This is a genomic window from Flavobacterium laiguense, assembly GCF_003097655.1.
Lineage (GTDB): Bacteria > Bacteroidota > Bacteroidia > Flavobacteriales > Flavobacteriaceae > Flavobacterium > Flavobacterium laiguense.
Genome location: NZ_QCZH01000016.1, coordinates 45,313 through 69,228, shown reverse-complemented (window position 1 = coordinate 69,228; position 23,916 = coordinate 45,313). Strand labels below are relative to the sequence as shown.

At 34.7% G+C, this 23,916-nt stretch carries 24 protein-coding genes; 5 read left to right on the top strand and 19 right to left on the bottom strand.

Translation table 11 applies throughout. The annotated features are described in order from the left end of the window. Positions 1-2: 2 nt before the first annotated feature. The gene (locus DB891_RS12980) at positions 3-1,691 is read left to right on the top strand and encodes a sodium/sugar symporter (RefSeq protein WP_116764004.1); all 1,689 of its coding nucleotides are present in this window, start codon (positions 3-5) and stop codon (positions 1,689-1,691) included. 59 nt (positions 1,692-1,750) lie between these two features. On the opposite strand, the gene DB891_RS12975 is transcribed toward DB891_RS12980, so the two are convergent. From DB891_RS12975 to aspS, 19 genes are all read right to left on the bottom strand, one after another. Next, a complete protein-coding gene (locus DB891_RS12975; protein ID WP_116764003.1) occupies positions 1,751-2,191 on the bottom strand; it encodes a LexA family protein in 441 nt (146 codons plus the stop codon). Continuing rightward, positions 2,182-3,456 carry a Y-family DNA polymerase gene (locus DB891_RS12970; protein ID WP_116764002.1) on the bottom strand — a complete coding sequence of 425 codons (1,275 nt, stop codon included), beginning with the start codon at positions 3,454-3,456 and terminating at the stop codon, positions 2,182-2,184. The genes DB891_RS12975 and DB891_RS12970 overlap by 10 nt, the downstream gene beginning before the upstream one ends. Positions 3,457-3,681: 225 nt before the next feature. Beyond that, the gene (locus tag DB891_RS12965) at positions 3,682-4,398 is read right to left on the bottom strand and encodes a DsbA family oxidoreductase (protein ID WP_116764001.1); all 717 of its coding nucleotides are present in this window, start codon (positions 4,396-4,398) and stop codon (positions 3,682-3,684) included. 208 nt (positions 4,399-4,606) lie between these two features. Next, the gene (locus DB891_RS12960) at positions 4,607-5,977 is read right to left on the bottom strand and encodes an NADH-quinone oxidoreductase subunit N (RefSeq protein ID WP_116764000.1); all 1,371 of its coding nucleotides are present in this window, start codon (positions 5,975-5,977) and stop codon (positions 4,607-4,609) included. Between the two features lie 201 nt (positions 5,978-6,178). Continuing rightward, on the bottom strand, positions 6,179-7,618 hold the full coding sequence (locus tag DB891_RS12955; protein WP_116763999.1) for a complex I subunit 4 family protein: 1,440 nt from the start codon (positions 7,616-7,618) through the stop codon (positions 6,179-6,181). 9 nt (positions 7,619-7,627) lie between these two features. After that, complete coding sequence (nuoL, locus tag DB891_RS12950) at positions 7,628-9,508, bottom strand: NADH-quinone oxidoreductase subunit L (RefSeq protein ID WP_116764018.1); 1,881 nt, start codon at positions 9,506-9,508, stop codon at positions 7,628-7,630. Between the two features lie 6 nt (positions 9,509-9,514). Then, a complete protein-coding gene (nuoK, locus tag DB891_RS12945) occupies positions 9,515-9,835 on the bottom strand; it encodes an NADH-quinone oxidoreductase subunit NuoK (RefSeq protein ID WP_116763998.1) in 321 nt (106 codons plus the stop codon). Further along, positions 9,835-10,344 (bottom strand): NADH-quinone oxidoreductase subunit J family protein, encoded by a 510-nt coding sequence (locus tag DB891_RS12940; RefSeq protein ID WP_116763997.1) that lies wholly within the window; start codon positions 10,342-10,344, stop codon positions 9,835-9,837. Before DB891_RS12940 ends, nuoK begins: the two co-directional genes overlap by 1 nt. Continuing rightward, positions 10,344-10,889: a NuoI/complex I 23 kDa subunit family protein gene (locus DB891_RS12935; RefSeq protein ID WP_116764017.1), complete on the bottom strand. Its 546-nt coding sequence runs from the start codon at positions 10,887-10,889 to the stop codon at positions 10,344-10,346. The genes DB891_RS12940 and DB891_RS12935 overlap by 1 nt, the downstream gene beginning before the upstream one ends. 123 nt (positions 10,890-11,012) lie before the next feature. Then, positions 11,013-12,065 carry an NADH-quinone oxidoreductase subunit NuoH gene (nuoH, locus tag DB891_RS12930; protein WP_116763996.1) on the bottom strand — a complete coding sequence of 351 codons (1,053 nt, stop codon included), beginning with the start codon at positions 12,063-12,065 and terminating at the stop codon, positions 11,013-11,015. Positions 12,066-12,068: 3 nt separating this feature from the next. Then, positions 12,069-13,094 carry a 2Fe-2S iron-sulfur cluster-binding protein gene (locus tag DB891_RS12925; RefSeq protein WP_116763995.1) on the bottom strand — a complete coding sequence of 342 codons (1,026 nt, stop codon included), beginning with the start codon at positions 13,092-13,094 and terminating at the stop codon, positions 12,069-12,071. Between the two features lie 17 nt (positions 13,095-13,111). Continuing rightward, positions 13,112-14,479 (bottom strand): NADH-quinone oxidoreductase subunit NuoF, encoded by a 1,368-nt coding sequence (nuoF, locus tag DB891_RS12920; RefSeq protein WP_116763994.1) that lies wholly within the window; start codon positions 14,477-14,479, stop codon positions 13,112-13,114. A gap of 1 nt (position 14,480) precedes the next feature. Beyond that, a complete protein-coding gene (locus DB891_RS12915) occupies positions 14,481-15,011 on the bottom strand; it encodes a complex I 24 kDa subunit family protein (protein WP_116763993.1) in 531 nt (176 codons plus the stop codon). A 3-nt stretch (positions 15,012-15,014) separates the two neighbouring features. Then, positions 15,015-16,253, bottom strand: a complete 1,239-nt coding sequence (locus DB891_RS12910; RefSeq protein WP_116763992.1) for an NADH-quinone oxidoreductase subunit D — start codon at positions 16,251-16,253, stop codon at positions 15,015-15,017. 70 nt (positions 16,254-16,323) lie between these two features. After that, complete coding sequence (locus DB891_RS12905) at positions 16,324-16,845, bottom strand: NADH-quinone oxidoreductase subunit C (RefSeq protein ID WP_116763991.1); 522 nt, start codon at positions 16,843-16,845, stop codon at positions 16,324-16,326. A 2-nt stretch (positions 16,846-16,847) separates the two neighbouring features. Then, positions 16,848-17,396 (bottom strand): NADH-quinone oxidoreductase subunit B, encoded by a 549-nt coding sequence (locus tag DB891_RS12900; protein ID WP_116763990.1) that lies wholly within the window; start codon positions 17,394-17,396, stop codon positions 16,848-16,850. A gap of 174 nt (positions 17,397-17,570) precedes the next feature. Further along, positions 17,571-17,936: an NADH-quinone oxidoreductase subunit A gene (locus DB891_RS12895; RefSeq protein WP_116763989.1), complete on the bottom strand. Its 366-nt coding sequence runs from the start codon at positions 17,934-17,936 to the stop codon at positions 17,571-17,573. A gap of 239 nt (positions 17,937-18,175) precedes the next feature. Further along, positions 18,176-18,370, bottom strand: coding sequence for a cold-shock protein (locus tag DB891_RS12890; RefSeq protein ID WP_077378011.1), 195 nt, complete (start codon positions 18,368-18,370; stop codon positions 18,176-18,178). 108 nt (positions 18,371-18,478) lie between these two features. Further along, positions 18,479-20,233 carry an aspartate--tRNA ligase gene (aspS, locus tag DB891_RS12885; protein WP_116763988.1) on the bottom strand — a complete coding sequence of 585 codons (1,755 nt, stop codon included), beginning with the start codon at positions 20,231-20,233 and terminating at the stop codon, positions 18,479-18,481. A 151-nt stretch (positions 20,234-20,384) separates the two neighbouring features. Between aspS and DB891_RS12880 the strand changes: the two genes are divergently transcribed. From DB891_RS12880 to DB891_RS12865, 4 genes are all read left to right on the top strand, one after another. Further along, complete coding sequence (locus tag DB891_RS12880) at positions 20,385-21,383, top strand: TlpA family protein disulfide reductase (RefSeq protein ID WP_116763987.1); 999 nt, start codon at positions 20,385-20,387, stop codon at positions 21,381-21,383. Between the two features lie 177 nt (positions 21,384-21,560). Then, positions 21,561-21,908: a toxin-antitoxin system YwqK family antitoxin gene (locus tag DB891_RS12875; protein WP_116763986.1), complete on the top strand. Its 348-nt coding sequence runs from the start codon at positions 21,561-21,563 to the stop codon at positions 21,906-21,908. 441 nt (positions 21,909-22,349) lie between these two features. Further along, positions 22,350-22,622 carry a DUF4242 domain-containing protein gene (locus DB891_RS12870; protein WP_116763985.1) on the top strand — a complete coding sequence of 91 codons (273 nt, stop codon included), beginning with the start codon at positions 22,350-22,352 and terminating at the stop codon, positions 22,620-22,622. 171 nt (positions 22,623-22,793) lie between these two features. Next, positions 22,794-23,882 (top strand): hypothetical protein, encoded by a 1,089-nt coding sequence (locus tag DB891_RS12865; RefSeq protein WP_116763984.1) that lies wholly within the window; start codon positions 22,794-22,796, stop codon positions 23,880-23,882. The last annotated feature ends 34 nt before the right edge of the window (positions 23,883-23,916 follow it).

The following is a 23,916-nucleotide window of genomic DNA, read 5'->3' as shown; positions in this document are numbered from 1 at the left end:
CAATGAAAACATTGCAATTGTACGATTACCTAGTTTTTTTAATCTATTTTTTTATAGTGGCAGGATACGGGTATTCGGTTTATAGACGCAAGAAAAGCGCGAATTTGACGGCTTCTCACGACTATTTTTTGGCCGAAGGGTCTTTGACTTGGTGGGCTATCGGGACTTCATTGATAGCTTCGAACATTTCTTCAGAACAGTTTATAGCGATGTCCGGAAATGGTTTCAAAATGGGGCTTGCTATCGCTACTTACGAGTGGATGGCTGCAGCCACGCTGATAATTGTTGCTATCTTTTTTATTCCAGTTTACTTAAAGAATAAAATCTATACCATGCCTCAGTTTTTGAGTGAAAGATACAATGGAAGCGTTGCCATGATCATGGCTGTTTTTTGGTTACTGCTATATGTAATTGTAAACTTAACTTCTATCCTTTATTTGGGGGCATTGGCTATTAATGGGATTTCCGGAATTCAGGTTGATTTATGTATGTATGGATTGGCATTTTTTGCCATAATAATTGCCTTGGGAGGGATGAAAGTGATTGGATATACAGATGTTATTCAGGTTGTGTTTTTAATTTTCGGAGGTTTGGTAACTACTTATTTAGCGTTAGACAAAGTGGCCGAATTAAATGGACAAAGTGGAATGATACATGGATTTAACTATATGATGAATCAATCGGGAGACCATTTTCACATGATATTTAAAAAGGACAACGCGAATTTTCCTAGTTTACCGGGATTAACGGTATTGTTTGGAGGTATGTGGATTGTGAATTTAAACTATTGGGGTTGTAATCAATATATTACTCAAAGAGCTTTGGGTGCCGACTTAAAAACGGCGCGTAGCGGAATTTTATTTGCTGCTTTCTTAAAATTATTAATGCCGGTTATAGTCGTTTTACCTGGTATTGCTGCTTATGTGATTCACATGAAAGGGGGATTACAGACTGAATTGTTGGGAGCGGATGGGGTATTGAATCCAGACAGGGCTTATCCTGTATTGTTGAACTTATTGCCTGTCGGATTAAAAGGGCTTTCTTTCGCAGCATTGACTGCGGCTGTTGTTGCGTCTTTGGCGGGGAAAGTAAACAGTATTTCGACCATTTTTACTTTGGACATTTTCAAGAAAAAAATTCAAGTTGACGCCAGCGAAAAGAAAATGGTACAAGTAGGGAAAATAACGGTTGTTGTGGCGATGTTAATTGCGGTTATAATTGCTCCTTTCTTAGGAATTGATAAAAAAGGTGGATTCGAATTTATACAGGAGTATACTGGATTTGTGAGTCCCGGTATTTTTGCGATGTTCATTATGGGATTCTTCTGGAAAAAAACGAGTTCAAACGCAGCAATGTTTGCTACAATAGGAGGTTTTGTATTATCGGTAATTTTTAAATTCTTGCCTAGAGTAATGAATTTAGAATTCTTGAATAGCACCGGATTTGCTGTTTTGGTAGAGCAAAAAGATAAAACAATGGCTTATGAAATTCCTTTTATAGATAGAATGGGGTTTGTATTCGTGATATGTGTTTTGTTAATGGTTGTCATTAGTTTAATAGACAACAAAAGAGGAGTTGCCGTAAAAGGATTAGAAGTTGACACAAAAATGTTTAAGATCAATAACGGTTTTGCCGTAGGTTGTATGATTATAGGCGGGATTTTGGTTGCGCTATATTCAGTTTTTTGGTAGAAAATTAGAGTTAGTTATTTTTGAATTTGTTTGAAAGTGTGGAATCAATTTATTTGATTTCACATTTTTTTTATGACATAGGTCACAATTCCCCAAATGATTAATTCATTTTCTTCGGTCACCTTTATGGGTTGGTAATTCGAGTTTTCTGGCATCAGATAAAGACAGTCAGTCTCAACTTGAATGCGTTTTACGGTAAATTCACCATCAATACAGCAAATCGCTATTTTGTTGTTTTGTGGTTCCAAACTTCGGTCAACAACCAATACGTCTTTATCGTTTATTCCCGCATCAATCATAGAATTTCCATTGACTCTGATGTAAAATGTGGCCAAAGGATTTTCGCTTAATGCCGCATTTAAATCAATATTGGTCTCCATAAAGTCTGCTGCCGGCGATGGGAATCCAGCCGAAACACCATCAGGGATGAAAGGAATTTTTAATTCACTTTCAAAATCAGGCAGAAAAAAGGTTAGCTTTTGGTTTTTGTTTATTGACATTTTATTTCGAGAATCTCTTTAAAATTAGTGGTGTATTTTGGAGATAGATAATTTTGGTTCATATTCCAAGTCAGATTTAAATTCTGTGTGGCCAACTTTACCTTGGTGTTCCCAATTTTTAGGTTAAGTCGATCCATTACTTTCATCAAGGCCAAATGTTTTGGGTTTTCTTCTTCAAACAATTGCAATTGCTTCTTGTTTTCGTCGATGAGTTCGGTAACAATAACCCCGGCTTTCTTGAATTTTAGGTTCTCATTTCCCTTGTGCAATTTCTTCAATATATCTATTGCTGCATTGGCAATGGTTAAGGTCGAGTTTGTTGCAAACGGTAAAGTTACAGCCATATTAAAATAATATTTTGAAGTTTCTACCGTGTGTTTGTCTATTACAAGCATTACAATTATAGTATGGCAACACGAATTTTGCTTCCGTAATTTCTCCGCACAAACAGCGGCAAATGTTGCCACGCGTTCTCTTAGCAAATCAAAATCCGAGATTTGTTTAGGAAAACTTCTTGTGGTAGTAATGCTCTTTTTTTGATCTTGAATGGGTTCCAAATTCAAAACTGATTTCCCTTCCAATTCACATTTTAGACGAAGACCAACAACTCCCATCTCTTTCTTAATCCAAGCTTCATGTTGAGGTGCAATAAAATCTAAGGCTGTTTTGATATTTCGCAGTCTTGCTTTTTTTTGGGTTTGATAGCCAATGCCCCAGACATCTTCTATTTTCGTCCATTTCAAGGCTTTGATTCGCTTTTCATCGGTGTCAATTAGGTAAACACCCTGAGTCTTGTCTTGAAATTTCTTGGCGATTTTGTTGGCGACTTTACACAAGGCCTTTGTTGGAGCAAAACCGATGCATACTGGAATTCCGACCCATTTTTGAATTCTGGTTTTCATTTGAATACCATAATTGTGATAATCTAAAACATTCAACCCGTCAAAAGTTAGAAAAGCTTCGTCTATGCTGTAAATTTCTACATTCGGTGTAAATTGTTCCAAGATCAACATCACCCGATTACTCAAATCGCCATAAAGGGGATAATTAGACGAAAATAATTTGACATTTTTTTCTTTAACTAATTCTTTGATTTTGAATGTTGGTGCGCCCATTGGAATCCCGACAGCTTTGGCTTCTTCGCTTCTGGAGATTACGCAACCATCATTGTTTGATAATATGGCAACAGGTTTTCCTGCGAATTGGGGTTGGAAAACCCTTTCGCAGGATGCATAAAAATTGTTACAATCGACTAAAGCATACATAGCACAAAATTACTCAATAGGAGTGGATGAGAGTTCGTAACTAAAGTTAATTTTCGGGATTGTTGATAAGTAGATTTAGGAGCTTTCCCGATGGCTCTATGTTGTTAAGTTAAGAATTTTATGCTAGGATTTTGTTAAATCTGCGTCTCTGCGAGAAAATGAATACCAACCTTAATAAGACATTGCTCGGTAGCTGTCGAGATTAGAATTCAATGAAATTTAGAATTAGTCACAACCATCAATTCCGCAACTATTTCCATCGGTTGCGTTTTGCAGGACAACTTTTGAATCAAATCCTCCATCTTCCCAAGCTTTTTCCAAAGTCTTCAAAAATGTTTCTGGATGTTGCGCTCCTGAAACGGCATATTTATTGTCAAACACAAAGAAGGGAACGCCGGTTACGCCAATTGCTTGCGCCTCTTCCTGGTCTTGTATTACTTCTTTAGTATAAGTATCTGAATTCAGCACACTTTCTATTTCTTCTTTTTTTAAACCAACTTCCAATCCAAGGTTTGTTAATGTACTTAAATCATTGACGTTTTTACCATCGGTTAAATACGCCTTAAATAGAAGTTCTTCCAACTCATTCGAAAGATGATGTTTTTTTGCCAAATGCAATAAACGATGTGCATGAAATGAATTGGCAAGTATTGCTTTTTCAAAATGAAAGTCTAATCCTGACGCTTTTGCATTTTGGGTCACGTTTTCGACCATTGTTTCTGCCCAATCGGTATCTTTTTTATATTTTTCTGCCAAATGATCTATAACTGTTTCGCCGGGAGTAGCTACAAAATTGGTGTCCAACTGGAAACTTTTCCATTCAATTGCCACAGCATCTTTGTTTTCAAATTGAGACAAAGCGTCTTCTAATTTTCTTTTTCCAATATAACAAAACGGACACATTACGTCCGACCAGATTTGTATTTTTAGTTTATTATCCATTATCTATATTTTATTTGGAAAGCCAAATGATTTTTGAAATGCAAAATTAAGCAATTCAGTATAGGACTTTTTTTGTTTTAGGATTTTATTGGGAATTTGATTAAAAGTGTTATCAGCATAGTTTTGTTGTTGTGATATTCAATCAAAAAGCCCCATCAATTTCGACAATTATCGAATTTGATGGGGCTTTTTAGAGATGAAATTATGTTTATGCTAGTAAATCCAATACCAATGAAGGGAACATCCCCAAAACAATATTCAAAACAATAGCAATTAGTGCCACGGCATAAATTAAGAAAGGTTTTCCTTTACGTTCTTCGTTTGGTTCTTTAGTATACATCGCTAGAATCAATTTAAAGTAGTAACCAACGCTTATAATTGAGTTAATGACAGCGAATATAACCACTACTAAATAACCCGCCTGAATCGTTTGACTGAACAAAACTAATTTGGCAAAGAAACCTGCAAAAATTGGTATACCCGCCATAGAAAGCAAAGATGCAGTTAGGATAGCCGCCAACAATGGATTTGTTTTTCCTAATCCATGAAAGTTAACAATATCTTCGTTATCTCTGTTTTTACAAACGTATATGATTACACTAAAAGCAGCAATACCGGCTAATGAATAAGCAGTAGTGTAGTACAATAAACTTCCTGCCGAAGTTGATAAACTTAGTAATGTCATCAACATAAACCCAGCATGTGAGATTCCAGAAAAAGCCAACATACGTTTAACGTTTGTCTGTCTTAATGCCATAATATTACCCACAGTCATAGACGCTATTGAAATAACAACCACAACTATTTGAAAGGAATAATTTACATCAGCATGCAATGCCGTTAATAATTTATATAAAGTGGCAATAGCTACAACTTTTGCCAAGGTACTCATTAAAGCAGTTGTTAATGTTGGAGAACCTTCGTAAACATCGGGAGCCCAAAAGTGAAAAGGAACAGCGGCAATTTTAAATAACATTCCGATAGTAACCAATACGATTCCAATTGGGAACCAAATTGGTAACTCAGCAGATTGAGACATTTCGCTAATTTCTACGATGTCAAATGATCCCATGGCACCATAAATCAAACAAATTCCAAAAAGGATAATTCCAGATGCAAATGATCCCATCAAGAAATATTTCATTCCCGCTTCGTTACTTTTTATATTCATTCGGCTACTTGCCGCAAGAACATAAAGTGAAATAGATAGCACTTCAATTCCTAAAAAGAACATAGCTAGATTCCCAAAGGTTACCATTGCAACAGCTCCTGATAAAAGGAATATTTTTATGGCAACATAATCGGAAAGTTTAGATTGATGATTTTCGTAAAAGTTATGGCTCAAGGCTACCAAAAACAAGGTAAGAACGATAAATAATGAAGAGAACGAAACTGAAAATCTGTTTACTATAAGCATATTGTTATAGTAACTCGCAGGAGAATTAAATTCAGAAACCGTAAGACCTAAAATGGCCAATAAACCAATAATCGTTATTGGAATAATTGCTTTTCTGAAATCAAATATTTCAAATATAAGGCATAAAACACCTAATCCTATTATAGCTATTAATGTTGTCATTTTTTAATTTTTGATTTAGTCCCGATAGCTATCGGGATTAGATTTTAGATTCAGCATTACAAATTTGCTACATCTTAAAGTTCGTATTTACCTAATTTATTTTTATTATAATTTTACTTTTCTATAATTGAAAGATTCGTTTTTAATATGATGTAAAATCTGAAATCAAAAATCGTTAATCTTCATTCTAAAATCAAATTCTTAAACTCTATTTATCACTTTTAAGATCTCTACAAGACTTGGTGTAATCAAATCATTGATTGGTTTAGGATACATTCCAAAGAAGAATAAAACGCCAATGATTAGTACCATTGTTAATCCTTCAGAGAAAGTGACATCGGCAAATAGTTTTGAATTGGTTTCTCCAAGCATTACGTGTTGAAACATTTTCAGCATATAGTAAGCTCCTAAAATAATAGTAGTACCTCCCAAAATAGCGAACCAAATGTTAATTTGTGAAAGGCTATATAGAACCGTAAACTCTCCAATAAAGTTAAAAGTAGTTGGTAAAGCCACAGAAGCCAATACCAAAATTAAAAACATAGAAGTGAATTTTGGTGATTGTGAACGAATTCCGCCCATCTCAGTAATAATTCTAGTTTCGTATCTTCTAAAAATGATTTCAGCGGCAAAGAACAATCCTACTACGACAAATCCGTGAGCAATCATTTGTAAAACCGCCCCTCTAAAACCATCAAGAGTAAGAGTGTATGTTCCTGCAGCGATTAATCCAACGTGAGCAAGGGAAGAATAAGCCAATAGTTTTTTTAAATCTCTTTGTCTCAAAGCTACGATTGAACCATAGATAACACCTGCAATTCCTATTCCAATGAATATAAACATATAGTCTTTGGCGGCTAATGGTGTAAGAGGCAATTGCCAACGGATAACGCTATACAATCCCATCTTTAACATAATACCAGACAAAAGCATGGTTCCAACAGTAGGTGCTTTTTGGTACACATTTGCTTGCCAAGTATGAAAAGGAATTAAAGGAATCTTAATAGCATACGCTAAAAAGAAAGCCGTGAAAATCCATTTTTGTTCGGCTACAGTTAAGTTTAATTTATATAAATCTTCAATCAAGAAGCTTCCCGCTTTTTGGTACAAATAAACAAATGCAATAAGCATGAACAAAGAACCGGCAAGGGTGTAGATAAAGAATTTAACCACCGCTTTTTTGCGTTCTTCGGCATCTCCGTTACCCCAAATCAAGGCAATGAAATAAATAGGGATTAATGATAATTCCCAGAAGATGTAGTATAAAAGACCATCGCTAGCTAAAAACGTCCCTACCATGGCAAAAGACATAAACAAAATCAAGGCATAAAATGCTTTTGAGTTTTTGTAGTCATTTCCAAAAGAAGAAAATATAATTATAGAAGTTAATGCTGTCGTCAATAAAAGCATTGCTATAGACAGACCATCAGCTTTTAATGCAAATGAAACTTTAGGAAGTGTGATCCATTGGCTGATATAGCTGATGTTTTCACCCAAATTAAAATGATTCAACAAAACAATAGAGCAACCCAATGCCGCCAATCCGAAAAACAACGCCACTTTTGAAGCGAGTTTGTCACCAGCTAAATAAGTTGCAAATGCGCCAACTAAAAGGATGATTAATATAAGAGATACATTCATAGTATAAAATTATTGAGCTAGAAATAAATAAGAAACAATGGCACACATGCCTAAAACAAAAGCAAATAGGTACAGTCCAACACTTCCATTCTGCAATTTTTTACCTTGAAAGCTTAATTCATTGGTTACTTTTCCTAATCCAAAAACTAGGGAAGAAATTCCTGTTTCTACATAGTCTCTAAAGAATTTTGATAAACCGTTTGTAGTATTTACAAATAAGGCATCATAGATTTCATCCACATAATATTTATTGTAAAGTACTTTTGAAAATCCTGTTATTTCTGCATCTTCATTTGGTACCAGATTTTGTTTGATGTATTTAGCGTAAGCAATCGCTATCCCGATTAAGCCACCAACAACAGCAATCGCCATTAGCATGTATTCGGTAGTCCCTAAATGATGTTCTGCTTCTACTTTCGTGAAAAGTGGAGTCAAATAACCATTTAACCAGCTATTACCTGGCAAACTAATTACACCTCCAACAGTCGCCAAAATTGCTAATACAATTAAAGGGAAAGTGATTAATGCTGGACTTTCATGTAAATGATGTTTTTGTTCTTCGGTTCCTCTAAAATCATTAAAGAACGTTAAGAACATTAATCTAAACATATAGAAAGCAGTCATAATAGAAGCAACAGAAGCAATAACCCATAACGCAATGTTATGATGGAAAGCAACCATTAATATTTCGTCTTTAGAGAAAAATCCTGAAAATAACGGTACTCCTGAAATTGCTAAAGAAGCAATAAGCATAGTCCAAAATGTGATTGGCATCGCTTTTTTCAAACCACCCATTTTGCGCATGTCTTGTTCCCCATGCAAACCATGAATTACAGAACCTGAACCAAGGAATAAACAAGCTTTAAAGAAAGCGTGAGTGATTACGTGAAAAACGGCTACTTCATAAGCGCCCAATCCCAAAGCCAAAAACATTAATCCCAATTGAGAAACAGTAGAGTAGGCCAACACTTTTTTAATGTCATTTTGAAGTAAACCAATAGTTGCAGCGACTAATGCAGTTACAGCTCCTATTATGGCTATTATGTTTTGAACGTACGGTGTTAAGTCGAATATAAAATTCAATCGGGTAACCATAAAGATACCCGCAGTTACCATCGTAGCAGCGTGAATCAATGCCGAAACCGGAGTAGGTCCAGCCATCGCATCAGGTAACCATGTATATAAAGGAATTTGTGCTGATTTTCCACAAGCCCCAATGAATAATGCCAAAGCAGCAATACTCAACCAAAAAGTATCAAGATTTGTAGCTCCAGCAATTGCTGTTTTTAAAGTAGCAAAATCCAAAGTTGAGAACATACTACCAAGGATAAAAATTCCAATTAACAAACCTAAATCTCCAACTCTGTTCATAATGAATGCTTTTTTCGCAGCATCATTAAAATCTTGGTTTTTATACCAAAATCCAATTAATAAGTACGAACAAAGACCAACACCTTCCCAACCAATGAACATAACCAATAAGTTGTTTCCAACTACAAGTGTGATCATAAAGAAAATAAAAAGGTTCAAATATGCAAAGAATGAATGCATTTTCTCATCGTCATGCATGTAGCTAATAGAGTACAGATGAATCAAAGATCCAATACCCGTTACAAATAATAACCATAAAAGAGACAATTGGTCTAATAAGAATCCAAAGTTTACTTTGAAATTGCTAATTTGTATCCAATCAAATAAATCAATTTGAATAGGTTGTTTGGTTTGATTGATCTGCAAGAAAAAGCAAATGGTAACCACAAATGAAACGACTACAGATAGCGTTCCTATAATTCCAGAAAGGGACTTTCCTAAGTTTTTCCCGAAAAAAACATTGATTAAAAATCCTAAAAAAGGAGCTAATACTAAGACTAAAGCTAAATTGGTATCCATTGCCATTTATCCTTTTAAGTTTTTTAAATTATCGATACTAATTGATCCTATGTTTCTAAATATTGATACTAATATTGCCAATCCTACAGCAACTTCAGCAGCGGCAACAGCCATCGAGAAGAATACGAATACTTGCCCTTGTGCATCCTGATGGTAAGTTGAAAACGCTACAAACAATAAGTTTACGGCATTCAACATAATTTCAATGGACATGAAAACAATAATAGCATTTCGTCTGTACAAAACTCCAAAAATACCGATACAAAAAAGCGTTACGCTTAGGAAGATATAGTTTTCTATACCTATCTGAGTTAAAATATTGTTCATTATTTTTCTAGTTTTTCTTTTTTAGACAATAATACCGCTCCAATCATGGCAACCAAAAGTAAGATAGAAGCAAATTCAAATGGAACCATATATTCGTTCAATAATACTTTACCCAAAACTTTAATCGATTGGTAATCTTCACCAGTATAATCGTATTCTACAATTGGTTTAGAATCGATAAAGATTTTGATCAAAACCAAACAAACTAAACAGAAAGAAACAATTGCTCCCAATCTGGTAAATCTTGGTTTATGTACTTCGTCTTGTTCATTTAGATTCATCAACATGATGGTAAATAGAAACAAAATCATAATGGCACCAGAATATACAATGACGTGTACAATGGCTAAAAATTCAGCATTCAACAATAAATAATGTCCAGCTATTGAGAAAAAACAAATCACTAAATAAATAGCGCTGTGTATTGGGTTTCTACTAAAAATGGTTAAAAAGGCAGTAGATAAAGTGATGGCTGCCAATACGCAAAATATAATAAGTACTGTTGACATTAGTTAGCGTTTTTAAGTTGAGCGTTTTTCTTAGCCATTTCCAATGGCATAACTAGTTTGTCTTTTCCGAAAATAAAATCTTCTCTATCATAACTAGAAGGAACCAATTCTTTTGAGATTGTTAGGTAAATAGCGTCTTTTGGACAAGCTTCTTCACACAATCCACAAAAAATACAACGCAACATATTGATTTCATAAATTTCGGCATATTTCTCTTCACGGTATAAGAGCTCTTCACCTGGTTTGCGTTCTGCAGCCTTCATAGTAATGGCTTCTGCAGGACAGGATAAAGCACAAAGTCCACAGGCAGTACAGTTTTCTCTACCTAGTTCGTCGCGTTTCAACATGTGTTGACCGCGATAAACAGGACTCATTTCACGTACTTGTTCCGGGTATTGAATGGTCACTTTTCTTCTGAACAAGTGTTTTAATGTAATCATCAAACCTTTGAAAATTGCTACAAGATACAAGCGTTCCAAAAAAGTCATCTCCTTGTTGGAGACCACTTTTTTTCTTCCCGATAAGGATATAGTTTCTATTGACATTTTATATTTTTTATTTGTAGCTAATCCTGCTATCCGTTGCAATCTTTTATGTTTTTAAAGGAAAACATAAAAGGATTTCCACTTCTATCAGGGCTAGTCCCGTTAACTATTGGGATTTGTGTTTTAAAATCCTAAATAAGCTGCTATTTCACTTCTCAAAAGTACAATTCCGGTAATCATAATATTAACAATGGAAAGCGGAATTAATATTCTCCAACCCAAATGCATCAATTGATCGTATCTAAATCTCGGAATAGTCCAACGAACCCACATGTATAGGAAAATGAAGCCGCATAATTTTATAAACAAAGCCATCATTCCAATTACGTTCGCAATATTCACACCCCAGTTTTCAACTGCCCATGCCATTCCTGGATAATTGTATCCTCCAAAGAATAAAACTGCCAAAATAGTAGAGGAGATAAACATATTTGCATATTCAGCAAACAAATAGAATCCCATTTTCATGGATGAATATTCCGTATGGTATCCACCAATTAATTCAGATTCACATTCCGCTAAGTCAAAAGGGGTTCTGTTTGTTTCTGCAAAAGCACAAATCAAAAAGATTAAAAAGGATAATGGTTGGTAAAAAACATTCCAATTCATCCCAGCTTGTTGAGCAGATATTTCTCTTAAACTCAAAGTACCGGTCATCATCAATAATGCAATTACAGATAATCCCATGGCTACTTCATAAGAAACCATTTGAGAAGCTGCTCTAATGGCGCCTAGTAAAGAGAATTTATTATTTGATGCCCATCCACCAATCATGATGCCGTAGACACCAAGTGAAATCACCCCAAAAACATACAATAAGGCAACGTCAATATCGGTAGCTTGTAAAATAATATCTCTACCGAATAAATGTAATTTGTCTCCCCAAGGAATAACAGCACTGGTCATCAAAGCCGTACTCATGGCAATGGCAGGTCCTACAACAAATAAAAATTTATTAGGGGTATTTGGTTCGAATTCTTCTTTTGAGAATAATTTTAATCCATCGGCAAGAGGTTGAAATAAACCCCATGGTCCGGCTCTGTTTGGTCCAATTCTGTCTTGTAGCCAAGCGGCCACTTTGCGTTCTGCCCAAGTAGAATACATTGCCATTAACATCGTAAGAGCAAAAACTGCTACGATAACAACACTTTTTTCTATAATAAATGCACTTTCCATTTCTTAAGAATTTTTGTTGTTAGTATCTAATGGATTACTTACCATACTGATTTTTTTTCTGTCTTGATCTCTACCCAAAAGAATGTTTTTCTCAGTAGCAATTTCTACTTTCTCTAATTTTTGAGTATAGTTATTTTGATTGATAACCGAATCTTTTTCAAATTTTCTCGGGCCTTCAATTACCCAGTCAGAAACTTCTTTATGGTCAAAACGACATCCGTTACAAATGAATTCTTCTACTTCATGGTATTCGTCTTTACGACCCGTAACACGCTGTATTTCGTTACCAAACATCCAAACGGTTGTTTTTCCGCAACATTTGTCGCAATCTCTATGAGCGTTATACGGTTTGTTGAACCAAACTCTTGATTTGAATCTGAAAGTTTTATCAGTTAATGCACCAACTGGACATACGTCAATCATGTTTCCAGAGAATTCATTGTCTATTGCTTTAGAAATACAAGTCGAAATGTTGGCGTGATCACCACGATCCATCACCCCATGAACTCTATTGTCTGTCAATTGATCTGCAACCTGTACACATCTTTGACACAAAATACAACGATTCATGTGCAATTGAATATTTGGACCTATATCTTCAGGTTCAAAAGTTCTTTTTTCTTCTATAAAACGAGTTGCTGATTTTCCGTGTTCAAAGCTTAAGTTTTGTAAATCACATTCACCGGCTTGATCACAAACAGGGCAATCCAACGGGTGGTTGATTAATAAAAATTCCGTTACCGATTTTCTTGCTTCTTGAACTCTTGGAGATGCTTTACTGGCGATTTCCATCCCGTCTTGACAACCGGTTACACAAGATGCCATTAATTTTGGCATAGGTCTTGGGTCGGCATCACTACCTTTGGTTACGTCAACTAAACAACAACGGCATTTTCCACCGCTCCCTTTTAGTTTGGAATAATAGCACATCGCTGGCGGAACAACTTCTCCACCAATCATACGTGCAGCCTGCAAGATGGTTGTTCCTGCTTCTACTTCAATTTCTTGACCGTCTATGGTTACTTTCATTATCTGAAATTCTTTCTTTATACTATTACTTTAGAAACTAAATGCTTTACTTTTTCGAAAGGCTCAGCAACAAAATGGTCTCTGTTTTTAATTTTTTCCGGGAAACGGATATGATATTCAAATTCCTCTCTAAAGTGACGAATCGCTGCGGCTACTGGCCAAGCTGCTGCATCACCTAAAGGGCAAATGGTATTACCTTCTATTTTACTTTGAATGCTCAAAAGTAGCTCGATGTCTTCTTCGCGTCCGTGTCCGTTTTCTATTCGGTGTAGCACTTTTTCCATCCAGCCCGTTCCTTCACGACATGGGGTACATTGACCACAGCTTTCATGATGATAAAAGCGAGAGAAATTCCAAGTGTTACGAACGATACATGAAGTGTCATTATACACGATAAATCCACCAGAACCCAACATAGATCCGGTAGCAAAACCACCATCACTTAAGGATTCGTAAGACATCAAACGATCTTCGCCTGCTGCAGTTTTATAAATTAAATGTGCCGGTAAAACAGGAACTGAACTTCCTCCGGGCACAAATGCTTTTAATGGTCTGTCTGAACTCATTCCTCCTAGATATTCATCAGAGTTCATGAATTCATAAACGCTTAGTCCCATTTCAATTTCATAAACACCAGGGTTTTTAACATGCCCTGAAGCCGAAATTAATTTAGTTCCTGTAGATCTTCCAATTCCGATTTTTGCATATTCTGCACCAGAATTGTTTACAATCCATGGCACAGCAGATATAGTTTCAACGTTATTTACAACGGTAGGATTAGCCCAAAGTCCTGAAATTGCAGGAAATGGTGGCTTGATACGAGGATTTCCTCTTTTTCCTTCCAATGATTCGATCAAAGCGGTTTCTTCACCACAGATGTAAGCTCCGGCACCACAATGAACGTATAGTTCTAAATCAAATCCAGATCCTAATATGTTTTTACCCAAAAATCCAGCTGCTTTTGCTTCGTTAATGGCTCTTTCTAAAATTTTATATACCCACATGTATTCTCCACGAATGTAGATATACGAACGATTGGCACCCAATGCATAACTGGAGGTAATCATTCCTTCAATCAATAAGTGAGGAATTAATTCCATCAAGTAACGATCTTTGAAAGTGCCTGGTTCAGATTCATCCGCATTACAAACTAAATGTCTCGGCTTTCCTGATTTTTTATCAATAAAACTCCATTTCATTCCAGCTGGGAATCCTGCACCACCACGACCACGTAAACCGGAAGTTTTAACTTCTTCTACGACTTCGTCTGGAGTTAATGTTTTCAAGGCTTTTTCTACAGAGGCATAACCACCGTTTTGGCGATACACTTCATAGGTTTTAATTCCTGGAATATTTATTTTGTCTAATAATATTTTTTGTGACATATTATTTATCGTGTAATATTATTTTATCGTCTTTACAATCGGTAATCAGCTGGTCAATTTTCTCTTTAGTCAAGTGCTCTTTATAAAAATCACCCAACTGCATCATAGGAGCATAACCGCAAGCACCCAAACATTCAACACCTCTAACCTCAAATAATCCATCAGCAGTAGGTTCTCCAACTTTTACACCTAATTTTTCACAGGTATAATCCATCAAATCTTCTACTCCGTTTAGACAACATGGTGAAGTTTGACAAAATTCAAACATGTATTTTCCAATAGGTTTTTGATTGTACATCGTGTAAAACGATACCACTTCGTAAACTTCTATTGGTTTGATTTGTAAAATTTCGGCAACTTTATCCATTAAGTCAATACTCAACCAATTGTCGTGAGCATCTTGAACTTCATGTAAAACGGGAAGCAAAGCTGATTTTCTTTTATCTTCAGGGTAATGACTGATCAATTCATTGATGCGATTCATCAATGTTTCGGTCATGTTTATTTCTTGTTTGTAACGTGTGTGTACCATAATTTATGCGTCTAATTCTCCAGCAATAACATTTAAACTTGATAAAATAACAATTGCATCCGATAACATAGATCCTTTGATCATATCAGGATATGCTTGATAATAAATAAAGCAAGGTCTTCTAAAGTGCAATCTATAAGGAGTACGACTTCCGTCGGTTGTTAAATAAAAACCTAATTCACCGTTTCCACCTTCAACAGCATGATATATTTCGGCAACTGGAACAGGAACTTCTCCCATTACAATCTTAAAGTGATAGATCAAGGCTTCCATAGTGGTGTAAACATCTTCTTTTGGAGGAAGATAATATTCAGGAACATCAGCATGGTATTCATTACCTTCCGGCATTTTTGCCAAGGCTTGTTTGATAATGCTCAAACTTTCCCAAACTTCTGCATTACGAACGCAAAAACGATCATAAGTGTCTCCTGATTTTCCAACAGGAACAATAAAGTCAAAATCTTCGTAAGAACTATATGGGTGTGCTACACGTACATCATAATCAATACCGGCAGCACGAAGGTTTGGACCCGTAAATCCGTAAGCCATCGCTTTTTCAGCAGTTATTGCCCCTACATTAACTGTTCTGTCAATGAAAATTCTGTTTCTTTCAAATAAGTTTTCAAATTCTTTCCAAGCTACAGGGAAATCTTTCAAAAACACATCTAATAATTCAAAAGCTTTTGGTGACCAATCTCTTTCGAAACCACCAAGTCTCCCCATATTTGTTGTTAAACGAGCACCACAAATTTCTTCGTAGATTTCGTAAACTTTCTCTCTAAATTGAAAAACGTAAAGGAAACCAGTATAAGCACCGGTGTCTACTCCAAGGATTGAATTACAGATTAAGTGATCGGTAATACGAGCCAATTCCATTACAATAACCCTTAAATATTGTGCTCTTTTAGGAACTTCAATGTCAAGTAGTTTTTCTAATGTCATCCACCATCCCATGTTGTTAATAGGGGATGAACAGTAGTTCATTCTATCAGTAAGAGGTGTGATTTGGTAAAAAGGACGATTTTCGGCAATTTTCTCAAAAGCTCTGTGAATGTAACCAATGGTTGGTTCAGCCTCAAGAATTTTTTCACCATCCATCAACAAGATATTTTGGAAAATACCGTGAGTTGCAGGATGCGTAGGACCTAAATTAAGAATCGAAAGCTCGCTTCCTTCTTCATTGTGTCTCTCCTTGATAATTTTAGCATAGCGATGCTCTGGTGATAATAATAGTTCAGACATTTATTTAATGTGAAAAATTAAGCCTCATTTCTCCCGATAGCTATCGGGAGAAATGAGGTGTATATTTATATTAACTATTTATTGTTGTTCTTCCGAAATATCGGTCGTCTTTGTCTGTTCTTCCGCTGTCTTCCATTGGAAATTCTTTTCGCATTGGAAAAGAAATCATTTCATCCATATTCAAAATACGTTTCAATTGGGGATGACCGATGAAATTGATTCCGAAGAAGTCATATGTTTCTCTTTCCATCCAATTGGCACACAAGAATATATTCGAAATTGTTTTTATTTCAGGATTTGTCCCGTTTATAAAAGCTTTGATTTTGATGCGTTTGTTTTCATACCAATTGTGCAAATGATAAACAACTGCAAATTGTCTGTTTTCTTCATTGTCCGGGTAGTGAATACCACACAAATCAGTCAAAAAATGAAAACGTAAAGTGGGATCGTTTTTTAAGAAAAGAATAACCGCCGTAATTTTATCCGAAGCTACTTCAAAAGAGAAAATATCTCTTTCTTGAGTGAAGCGAAAAACATTCTCGCCAAAAGTTTCAGTTAATTTTTCTTGAATTTCTATTGTTTCTAAAGCCATTTTTATTTGATATTATAAGAGGCTAATAATTCTTGATATTCTGGAGAGCTTCTTCTTCTTACGGATTCGCTTTTTACCAATTCTTGTAATTTCATTACGCCATCAACAATTTGTTCTGGTCGTGGAGGACAACCCGGAACATAAACATCTACAGGGATCACTTTATCTATACCTTGAAGTACTGAATAAGTGTCAAAAATCCCTCCTGAACAAGCACAAGCTCCCACTGAAATTACCCAGCGTGGTTCGGCCATTTGTTCGTATACTTGACGTAAAATAGGCGCCATTTTTTTAGAGATAGTTCCCATTACCATTAGCATATCGGCTTGACGAGGAGAAAAACTTACTCTTTCTGATCCAAAACGCGCTAAATCATAATGTGAAGCCATTGTTGCCATAAATTCGATACCGCAACATGAAGTGGCAAACGGTAAAGGCCAAAGTGAATTGGCACGAGCCAAACCTACTACGTCATTCAGTTTTGTTGCAAAGAAACCTTCACCAACAACACCTTCTGGAGGGGCAACCATATTTATTTTAGAATCGCTCATTTTAATTTTAGATTTTAGATTTTAGATTTTAGATTCAGGCGAATCGTAAAAATAAAATCAACATTTTAAAAAATCAATTTTTAATATTTTCAAAAACTCTAAATTTTAAATTTTTAGTTTTAAATTCTCTCCGTGGATTAATCTAAAATCTAAAATCTAAAATCTACATTTTCATTATTCCCACTCTAACGCTTTCTTTTTGATGATATAGAAAAAACCCACCAAAAGTAATAACATAAAGATAATCATTTTTACCATTCCTTCTATTCCTAACTCCTTGAAATTCACTGCCCAAGGATATAAAAATATTACTTCGACATCAAAAAGGACAAACAAAATGGCTACTAAGAAATACTTTACCGAGAAAGGAATTCTTGCGTTTCCAACAGATTCAATACCACACTCGAAGTTTTTGTCTTTAATTTCTGAAGATCTTTTTGGTCCTAATTTTCCAGAAACTATTATCGTAGCTACTACAAATCCTACAGCCAGTATGAACTGCATTAAAATAGGAATATAATTTAATTGGTCTGATTGCATGATCGTAAATGTTTTGCGTTGGAATAAGCCGCAAAGATAGCTTTAGTGAGTGTAAATCACAAGAGCAAAACCCAAATTAGTTTAAGAATAAATCAGAAATTCTTATTATTTTTATTGGTTATAAATAATGCTGCATTTGCAAGAGGTTTAATTGAGAATAACGCAAAAAAAAACGTCTCGAAATAAATCGAAACGTTTTTTAGACATTTGTGCAAAAAAACAGTAAACTATTTTTATGCTTAAAGAACTGCTACTTTAGCAGCAACTTTTCCTTTTCTTCCTTCTTCTTCTTCATAGCTAACTCTGTCACCTTCGCGTAATTCTTCCGCGTTGATTCCTGATGCATGAACAAAAATGTCTTTTCCTGTTTCTTCGTCTGTAATGAATCCGTAACCTTTAGATTCATTGAAAAATTTAACTGTACCTGTACGCATTGTAATAGTAATAATAATTTATAATGAGGCAAATGTAATCTTTAATATAATACGAAAGTCATTCTTACATATTTTTTTTGTAAAAATATTGATATTCAACGATTTCACCTATATAATTGTGTTTAATTTAATATGTAATTCCTTTAATTGGGATTCATCAATATTTGATGGAGCATCGATCATTACGTCTCTTCCTGAGTTGTTTTTTGGGAAAGCGATAAAATCACGGATGGTTTCCTGTCCGCCTAAAATGGCAACCAAACGGTCTAATCCAAAAGCTAAACCTCCGTGTGGTGGTGCTCCAAATTGAAAGGCATCCATTAAGAACCCAAATTGTGCTTTAGCCTCTTCTTCGGTAAATCCTAAATACTTGAACATTAGTTGTTGAGTGGCTTTATCGTGGATACGAATTGAACCTCCACCAATTTCGTTACCGTTCAAAACCATGTCGTAGGCATTGGCACGTACTTTTCCAGGATTGGTTTCTAATAAGTGCATGTCTTCTGGTTTTGGCGAGGTAAACGGGTGGTGCATGGCATGGTAACGTCCGCTTTCTTCGTCAAATTCCAATAGAGGGAAATCGACAACCCATAGTGGTGCGAATTCGGCTGGATTTCTTAATCCTAAACGAGTCGCTAGTTCCATACGTAAGGCACTTAATTGGGCTCTTGTTTTATCGGCTGGTCCAGAAAGCACAAAAATCATATCTCCTGCTTTTGCTCCAGTGGTTTTTGCCCAATTGGTTAAATCGTCTTGGTCGTAGAATTTATCCACAGATGATTTGTAGGTTCCATCGTCATTACATTTTGCATACACCATTCCGCTGGCGCCAACTTGAGGACGTTTTACCCAGTCAATTAAGGCGTCAATTTCTTTACGAGTGAAATTTCCAGCTCCGGGAACGGCTATTCCAACCACCAATTCGGCTGCATTGAAAACCGGAAATTCCTTGTGTTGTGCAAATTGATTTAATTCACCAAATTCCATTCCGAAACGTATATCCGGTTTGTCATTTCCATAGGTTTTCATGGCGTGTTCATAGGTCATTCTAGGGAATTTCTCTACTTCGATACCTTTTATTTCTTTTAGTAAATGACGTGTCAATCCTTCAAAAACATTCAAAATATCTTCTTGCTCCACAAAAGCCATTTCACAGTCAATTTGGGTAAACTCCGGTTGTCTGTCGGCACGTAAATCTTCGTCACGGAAACATTTTACGATTTGGAAATATTTATCCATTCCGCCTACCATCAACAATTGTTTGAAAGTTTGTGGAGATTGTGGTAAAGCATAAAATTGTCCTGCATTCATTCGAGAAGGAACCACAAAATCTCTCGCTCCTTCTGGAGTTGATTTGATTAAGTAAGGTGTTTCTACTTCGCAAAAGTCCAAATCCGAAAGATATTTACGTACTTCCATCGCTACTTTGTGACGGAAAAGCAAACTGTTTTTTACAGGATTTCTTCGGATGTCCAAGTAACGGTATTTCATTCGGATGTCTTCACCACCATCTGTTTCGTCTTCAATAGTAAACGGAGGTGTCAAAGACGCATTCAATATAGTAAGTTCGGTAACTAAAATTTCAATATCACCGGTAGGTATGTTTTTGTTTTTGGCTTCACGCTCAATAACGGTTCCTTTTACTTGGATTACATATTCACGACCAAGGGTTTTGGCAGCTTCAAAAACTTCTTTTATAGAACGACTTTCGTCAAAAATCAATTGCGTAATTCCGTAACGATCTCGTAAATCGACCCAATTCATAAAACCTTTATCACGAGATTTTTGAACCCAACCGGCAAGTGTAACTTCTGTATTGATATGTGAGGCGTTTAATTCGCCGCAATTATGACTTCTGTACATGATTTAAATTTTAGAGTACAAAAGTAAACACAAAAATTAAAATAATCTCGAAAAGGACTCAACTTCAATGAAATTAAATTTTTGTTAATTTTTAAAACGCTTTAGCTTTTAGGATTAGATTTGATAAACCAAAATTTAATTTAATTAGTTTATGAAAAAAATAGTGTTTGTCGTAATTGCCTTTGTGTTTTCATTTTTAAGTAATGCACAAGATAAAAAATATATTGCTTTTCAGGCTGAAATAGCGAATAGAAATGGAGATTTCATTTTTATTCGTCAAAATCAAAAAATTATTAAGAAGATTGAAGTTAATAAAAATGGGATTTTTAAGGATACTTTAAAAGTTGTGGAAGGACCGTATTTGCTTTTTGATGGAGTAGAATATACCAGTTTGTATCTTAAAAACGGATATGATTTAAAATTAAAAATGGATGCAAAAGACTTTGATGCATCTATTGTTTATACTGGAAAGGGATCTCTTGAGAATAATTGTTTGGCTCAGAAAACGATTTTAGATGCTAAGTATGATTATGATAAATTATTAGCGGCAAGTCCTGTAGATTTTAAACGCCTTTCACAGGAGAAAATAGCGTCTGATTTGCTACAATTAAAGAATAACAAACTTGATCCTAACTTTGTAACTGTTCAAAAAAAGGAAATTGAGGAGTCTCTTGTTGGTTTGACTAAGTATTATGAACAGGAGCAAGAGAATAATAAAATGAATAATTTACCATCGCCATCTTTTAACTATCTTAATTATGCTGGAGGTACTACCAAATTAGAAGATTTAAAAGGGAAATATGTGTATATTGATGTTTGGGCAACTTGGTGTGGACCTTGCCGTCAAGAAATTCCATTCTTAAAAAAAGCGGAAGCAAAGTATCATGATAAGAATATTGCTTTTGTGAGTATTTCTATTGATAAATTAAAAGATCAAGAAAAATGGAAAACAATGATTAAAGAGAAAGAATTAGGTGGAGTACAACTTTTTGCAGACAATGACTGGAATTCTAAGTTTGTTCAAGATTATAAAATTACAGGCATTCCTAGGTTTATTTTAATTGATCCAAATGGAATTATTGTGAAAGCTAGTGCAGCAAGACCTTCATCAGATGATTTAGCCAAAGAGCTAGATGTACTTTTAAAGTAAGCAATATTCAAAAAAAGTAAAAAAAGTCAATGCGAAAGTATTGACTTTTTTTGTGTTTTTAAATTTCCAATGTTAAGCTTTTGTCTATGTTATGAAATTGTTAAGTAATAGTTTTTTTAATGTAAATTTTCTTTCTAAATTTGGTATATAAGATCTAAACATTTAAAAACTAACGATATGAAAAAGTATGTAATTTTAGTAGCGCTGTTGTTTTCAGGAGTAATTTTTGCACAAGATGCGAAACCTGTTTTAGAACCTTTTGGAAAAAAAGTGAAAGCCACTTATTTTTATGAAAATGGACAAGTACAACAAGAAGGATTCTTTGAGAACGGAAAATTGGTGGGAACTTGGATTTCGTATAATGAAGAAGGGGATAAAACTTCCTCTGGAGAATATGTAAACGGAGTAAAAACCGGAAAATGGTTTTTCTGGAAAGGAAACAATCTTAGTGAAGTTGATTATGCTAATAATAAGATTGAAAAAGTAAAAAACTGGAGACAAGAGGCACTGGCTACGTCTAACTAAATTGCATTCCTAAAATAAAGAAACCCATTCTGTAAATTCAGAATTGCTTTCTTTATTTTAGTCTTTTCCGTGCTCATTTTCAGGGTGTTATAAATTTGTTAAGTGCGAATAATTCGAAAGGATTTGTTGTACCTTTATTACGGAAACACAGCGCATTGTTTAAGGCAAAATAGAGAATCAGTGAAGAATAAATATCTATTTGTCAGTGCTTTAGATTATAAGGTTTGCGTCTGTGAAGAAATCGGCTGTTACAGGTTATTGTATCAGCCGATTTTGATTGTTTTAGTGCTTTTTTTAATTTTATTTATTGATTTAAAAAGCAATTGTATATCTGCCCCTTTTTGCATAAATCTCTTCGATTTCCTTTTAGTAATTGTTAAAGCGAAACTAAAAAGAGATTTTTCTATAGTTGTTTTATTCTAATTTTTTAATCTAATTAGTATGCCTAAGTATGTTATTGAAAGGGAAATTCCTAACGTAGGGAATTCGACACCAGAACAATTAAAGGAGATTGCGAATGCATCTTGTGATGTCTTAAGAAAAATGGGACCGGAAATACAATGGAAACACAGTTATGTGACAGATGATAAAATCTATTGTGTCTATATTGCTCCGAATGTAGAGATGGTTCGGGAACATGCGAGTCAAGGTGGGTTTCCTGCGAATAAAATAAGCCTTGTTTCTGAAATAATAGACCCAACGACAGCGGAGTAATAATTTTAAGTTGATTTATAAAAAAGGAGAAAATCTATTGGTTTTCTCCTTTTTGTTTTTCATGGGCTTTATTGTTTTAGAAAATATCACTAAAAGTGGGTATTTCAATAGTGGATTTAATAAGTCATATTTGCGTTTTTAAACTGATTATATTGTTTCCCTTTTTTAATTATGAAAAAAATCTATTTCGTATTTGTATTGCTTCTACATTCTTTTGTCTATTCCCAACAGGTTATCAAAGATTCTCTTTCGCTAGAAAGTATCCCTTTTGTAGAAGTTTATTCTGATAAAGGGGACTTGATTGGAGTTACTGATAAAGAAGGTGTAATGTCAATGGACTTAAATGCTGAAATTATTAAATCAAATACGAGTACGGTAACTTTTGTACACTCGACTTTTAAAGATAAAGTTTTAACAATCGATTGGTTCAAGAATAGTCCAGTTGTTGTTTTGAATCCAATTGTCATTGAACTTAATGAAATTGTTATCGTTGCGAAACCCAATGCATATAAGTATTTGAAATTAAAGGGCTATTTCAGGAGTATTCAAATAATGAGTGATATACCTCTCTATTACATGGATGGGATTGCAGAGTATTACATCACTCCCGATTCCGATAAAGTTATTATGAAGATTCTATCTAGCCGATCATTTGAAAATAAAGAGTCTGCAAAATTAGATCCTAAATATTTTCCTATAATAGCGGGTGTTCCTTCTTTTGAAAATTTTTCGGATTACAAAGTTTTGTCTAGTGGGTATGATTTAAAAAATGCAGAAAAGGAAACCAAACTTATATTTGATAAAAAGGAAGGAATTGAAAAAGGTTTTTTATCAAAGTCAAACGATAATAGTGTTTTTCAATTTGAATTAATAGCATTAAATAATCCAAAAAAAGCTGGTTTTTTAGGGATAGAGTTACAGTATAATAATCATATTGTAAATGCTGTTTACGATACGAATGACTATGAAACTATTGGTTTAGATGATCTAGTTTATACTAAAGAAACAAAGCTATTCCATTATAAAATAAAGAAAAATGGGGATGTGACTAAAGTTGATGTTACTTATGAGTTTTTTCTGTTAGACAAAGATTTTGTAAACGAAAAGACTTCTAAAGGATCTGACAGTTTTTATAAGTTTAAAAAGGAGAGTAGTTATCAAGATAATTATTGGGAGCATATAAATAATGCACTTTTTCAACCATTGCCAAAATCATTAGAGAAATATATTGAAGAGAATTTAACCGAAATGAAAGAATAGTAGTTTGCTAAATAATGATTTCAATATGCCAAAC

Coding starts and splice junctions, on each gene's coding strand:
- nuoK (WP_116763998.1), bottom strand. CDS start 9,835: ATGAACAATATTTTAACTCAGATAGGTATAGAAAACTATATCTTCCTA.
- DB891_RS12900 (WP_116763990.1), bottom strand. CDS start 17,396: ATGAGCGATTCTAAAATAAATATGGTTGCCCCTCCAGAAGGTGTTGTT.
- DB891_RS12960 (WP_116764000.1), bottom strand. CDS start 5,977: ATGACAACATTAATAGCTATAATAGGATTAGGTGTTTTATGCCTTATA.
- DB891_RS12940 (WP_116763997.1), bottom strand. CDS start 10,344: ATGTCAACAGTACTTATTATATTTTGCGTATTGGCAGCCATCACTTTA.
- nuoH (WP_116763996.1), bottom strand. CDS start 12,065: ATGGAAAGTGCATTTATTATAGAAAAAAGTGTTGTTATCGTAGCAGTT.
- DB891_RS12910 (WP_116763992.1), bottom strand. CDS start 16,253: ATGTCTGAACTATTATTATCACCAGAGCATCGCTATGCTAAAATTATC.
- DB891_RS12915 (WP_116763993.1), bottom strand. CDS start 15,011: ATGGTACACACACGTTACAAACAAGAAATAAACATGACCGAAACATTG.
- nuoL (WP_116764018.1), bottom strand. CDS start 9,508: ATGGATACCAATTTAGCTTTAGTCTTAGTATTAGCTCCTTTTTTAGGA.
- DB891_RS12925 (WP_116763995.1), bottom strand. CDS start 13,094: ATGAAAGTAACCATAGACGGTCAAGAAATTGAAGTAGAAGCAGGAACA.
- DB891_RS12970 (WP_116764002.1), bottom strand. CDS start 3,456: ATGTATGCTTTAGTCGATTGTAACAATTTTTATGCATCCTGCGAAAGG.
- DB891_RS12865 (WP_116763984.1), top strand. CDS start 22,794: ATGAAAAAAATCTATTTCGTATTTGTATTGCTTCTACATTCTTTTGTC.
- DB891_RS12875 (WP_116763986.1), top strand. CDS start 21,561: ATGAAAAAGTATGTAATTTTAGTAGCGCTGTTGTTTTCAGGAGTAATT.
- DB891_RS12980 (WP_116764004.1), top strand. CDS start 3: ATGAAAACATTGCAATTGTACGATTACCTAGTTTTTTTAATCTATTTT.
- DB891_RS12905 (WP_116763991.1), bottom strand. CDS start 16,845: ATGGCTTTAGAAACAATAGAAATTCAAGAAAAATTAACTGAAACTTTT.
- DB891_RS12870 (WP_116763985.1), top strand. CDS start 22,350: ATGCCTAAGTATGTTATTGAAAGGGAAATTCCTAACGTAGGGAATTCG.
- nuoF (WP_116763994.1), bottom strand. CDS start 14,479: ATGTCACAAAAAATATTATTAGACAAAATAAATATTCCAGGAATTAAA.
- DB891_RS12955 (WP_116763999.1), bottom strand. CDS start 7,618: ATGAATGTATCTCTTATATTAATCATCCTTTTAGTTGGCGCATTTGCA.
- DB891_RS12975 (WP_116764003.1), bottom strand. CDS start 2,191: ATGTCAATAAACAAAAACCAAAAGCTAACCTTTTTTCTGCCTGATTTT.
- DB891_RS12895 (WP_116763989.1), bottom strand. CDS start 17,936: ATGCAATCAGACCAATTAAATTATATTCCTATTTTAATGCAGTTCATA.
- DB891_RS12965 (WP_116764001.1), bottom strand. CDS start 4,398: ATGGATAATAAACTAAAAATACAAATCTGGTCGGACGTAATGTGTCCG.
- DB891_RS12935 (WP_116764017.1), bottom strand. CDS start 10,889: ATGTCAATAGAAACTATATCCTTATCGGGAAGAAAAAAAGTGGTCTCC.
- DB891_RS12880 (WP_116763987.1), top strand. CDS start 20,385: ATGAAAAAAATAGTGTTTGTCGTAATTGCCTTTGTGTTTTCATTTTTA.
- aspS (WP_116763988.1), bottom strand. CDS start 20,233: ATGTACAGAAGTCATAATTGCGGCGAATTAAACGCCTCACATATCAAT.
- DB891_RS12890 (WP_077378011.1), bottom strand. CDS start 18,370: ATGCGTACAGGTACAGTTAAATTTTTCAATGAATCTAAAGGTTACGGA.